This window comes from Nocardia asiatica NBRC 100129, from assembly GCF_000308415.1.
GTDB classification, from domain to species: domain Bacteria; phylum Actinomycetota; class Actinomycetes; order Mycobacteriales; family Mycobacteriaceae; genus Nocardia; species Nocardia asiatica.
Window position 1 is genome coordinate 1 of sequence record NZ_BAFS01000035.1, and the last position, 2,762, is coordinate 2,762.

Annotated in this window: 2 protein-coding genes; both read left to right on the forward strand. The window is 69.6% G+C overall.

Going from position 1 to position 2,762, the window contains the following annotated elements:
- Nucleotides 1-887 (forward strand): AMP-binding protein (locus tag ON27_RS04320; RefSeq protein ID WP_043719641.1); only part of this gene is annotated, 887 nt, incomplete at its 5' end.
- 220 nt (nt 888-1,107) lie between these two features.
- The coding region (locus tag ON27_RS04325) for an amino acid adenylation domain-containing protein (protein ID WP_043719645.1) at nt 1,108-2,762 on the forward strand (1,655 nt) is incomplete at its 3' end.

The window sequence follows — 2,762 nt, forward strand, 5'->3', positions numbered from 1 at the left end:
GGGAGCGGATGGCGGCCGCGGCCGAGCCGGTGAGCGTCGAAGCGCCCGCGGCGACCGCGGGGACGGCGCTGACCCAGGCGTTGGCGGCCGCGGTGGAAGACGATCCGGACGGACCCGCCGTGGTCTCCGGCGAGAACGCCCTGTCCTACCAGGATCTGGACGCCCGCTCGTCGCGGTTGGCGCGGGTGCTCATCGCGCGCGGCTGCGGCCCCGGCGCGGGCGTGGCGGTACGGCTGGACCGCGGGGTCGAGGCGGTCATCGCCACCTGGGCCGTGCTCAAGGCAGGCGCCGCCGTGGTGCCGGTCGACACACTCGACGCGGCACTGCCGGACGACCTGGAGGTCAAGATCGGTTTGACGGTCGGCGATTCGCGCTCGATCGGCGCGATCGACTGGCTGGCGCTCGACGACGCCACCGTCGTCGCCGAGATCGCCGCCGAGTCCCCGCGCCCGGTCACCTACGCGCACCGCACCCGCGCGCTGCGCGGCGGCGACCCGGCGTTCGCCGGCGCGCAGACGCTCAGCTACGACGACCTGGCCACCGCGGCGGGACGGCTGCGCGCGCGCACCGAACTCACCTTCGAGTCGCGTACTTTCCAGCACGGCAGCCCGCAGTCTCCGGCCGCGGTGGTCGAGGTGGTCGCCGCCGGCTCGGTGGGCGCGTCGGTGGTGCTGGTCGAGGCGGACGGCGCGCTGACCGAGTCGCTCGCCGACGAGTGGGTAAGCCATCTGGTGACGGATCGGGCCGGGCTGGACGAGCTCGACCCGACGGGGCTGGAGGATTTGCACGCGGTGGTGCTCGACAATGGAGTCGGCGCCGTACCCGCGGGCCCCTGGACCACTGTGGCTACGATCGTCGAACTCACCGAGCTGTTCGCCACCGAGTGAGGGCGAGTCGCGGTCAGAAGCAAGCCGCCAGTTGTGTGACCATGCACACAGCTGGTTGGTTTGCTGTATCAGGGCGTCCGCTGGAAATGTGTCATGGACGTGTTCAAACAGGCAGGATGTGCAGGGTTTTCATGTTTCGCTTGTCGGGAAATAGGCTGCCGGCTTCTGGATGGGGAACCAGGAAGCACGAAGCGACCAGGGAACGCGAAACGGGGCTCGCGTGACGCGGCCCGCGCGGGTGCGTCCCACGCGCACCCGGCGACCTAGGGTTACCACCCTCCCGCAGCTGATGGCAACTGCCGTCGAGGCCAATCCGAGCGGCACCGCCGTCGTCTTCGCCGACGCGGTCAGCTCGCGCGGGCACCTCACCTACGCGGAACTCGACGCCGCGTCCACCCGGTTGGCGCGTCTGCTGATCGATCGTGGGGTGGGTCCGGAGGATTTGGTCGCGGTCGGTGTGCCGCGGTCGGTGGAGTCGGTGGTCGCGGTGTGGGCGGTGGCCAAGACGGGTGCCGGGTTCGTTCCGGTGGATCCGAACTATCCGGCCGATCGCGTCGAGCACATGGTCAAGGATTCGGGCGCCGTGCTGGGGCTCGCCATCGCGCGTGTGGTGGCGGACCTGCCCAGCGAGATCGAATGGCTGATCATAGATTCCGACACCTGCGCCCAGCAGTTGGAGGAGTACCCGACCGAACCGGTGACCTATGCGGATCGGCTCCGGCAGCTGCGCGCGGAGCATCCCGCCTACGTCATCTACACCTCGGGGTCGACGGGCATGCCGAAGGGCGTGGTCGTGACGCAGGCCGGTTTGGCGAGTTTCTGTGCCGAGCAGCGTGATCGGTATCGGGTGACGAGTGCGTCGCGGACGTTGCATTTCGCGTCGCCGTCGTTCGACGCGTCGGTGCTGGAGTTGCTGCTGGCGCTGGGCGGCGCGGCCACCATGGTCGTGGTCGCGCCGACGGTCTACGGCGGTGACGAGCTGGCCGCGCTGTTGCGCCGCGAGGCGGTCACGCACGCGTTCATCACCCCTGCGGCGCTTGCGTCGGTGGATCCGGTGGGTCTGGACGAGTTGCGTGTGGTGGTGGCCGGTGGCGAGGCGTGCCCGCCGGAGCTGGTGCGGCGCTGGGTGCGTCCGATCGCCGACGGCGATCGTGAGTTCTACAACGGCTACGGGCCCACCGAGACCACGATCATGACGAACATCAGCGCGCCGCTGGTGCCCGGCGAACCGGTGACGATCGGCGCGCCGATCCAGGCGACCACCGAGTACGTGCTGGACGAACGTCTGGTGCCGGTGCCGATCGGGGTGGTCGGCGAGTTGTACATCGGCGGACCGCAGTTGGCGCGCGGCTACCAGTTGCGCCCCGGCCTCACCGCCGTGCGATTCGTGCCGAACCCGTTCGACCCGAACCACTCCCGGCTCTATCGCACCGGTGATCTGGTGCGGTGGACGCCGAATGGTGAGCTGGAGTATCTGGGTCGTAACGATTTCCAGGTGAAGATCCGTGGTTTCCGGATCGAGTTGGGTGAGATCGACGCGGTGCTGGCCGGGCACGAGACGGTCGATTTCGCGGTCACCGTCGGTCATGAGTTGGACAGCGGCGCGACGATTCTCGCGTCCTACGTGCACGCCGCGAGCGGCCGCTCGATCGACGCCGACGAGCTGATCGCGCATGCCGAGCGCAGTCTGCCGGCGCACATGGTGCCGACCTCGCTCACCGTGCTGGAGGAGATCCCGCTGACGCCGGTGGGCAAGCTGGATCGTCGTGCCCTGCCCGCTCCGCAGTTGCAGACCAAGGAGTTCCGCGCGCCCTCGGGCCCGCTGGAGCAGTTGGTCGCGAGTGTCTTCGGCGACCTGCTCAGCGCGGGCGACGA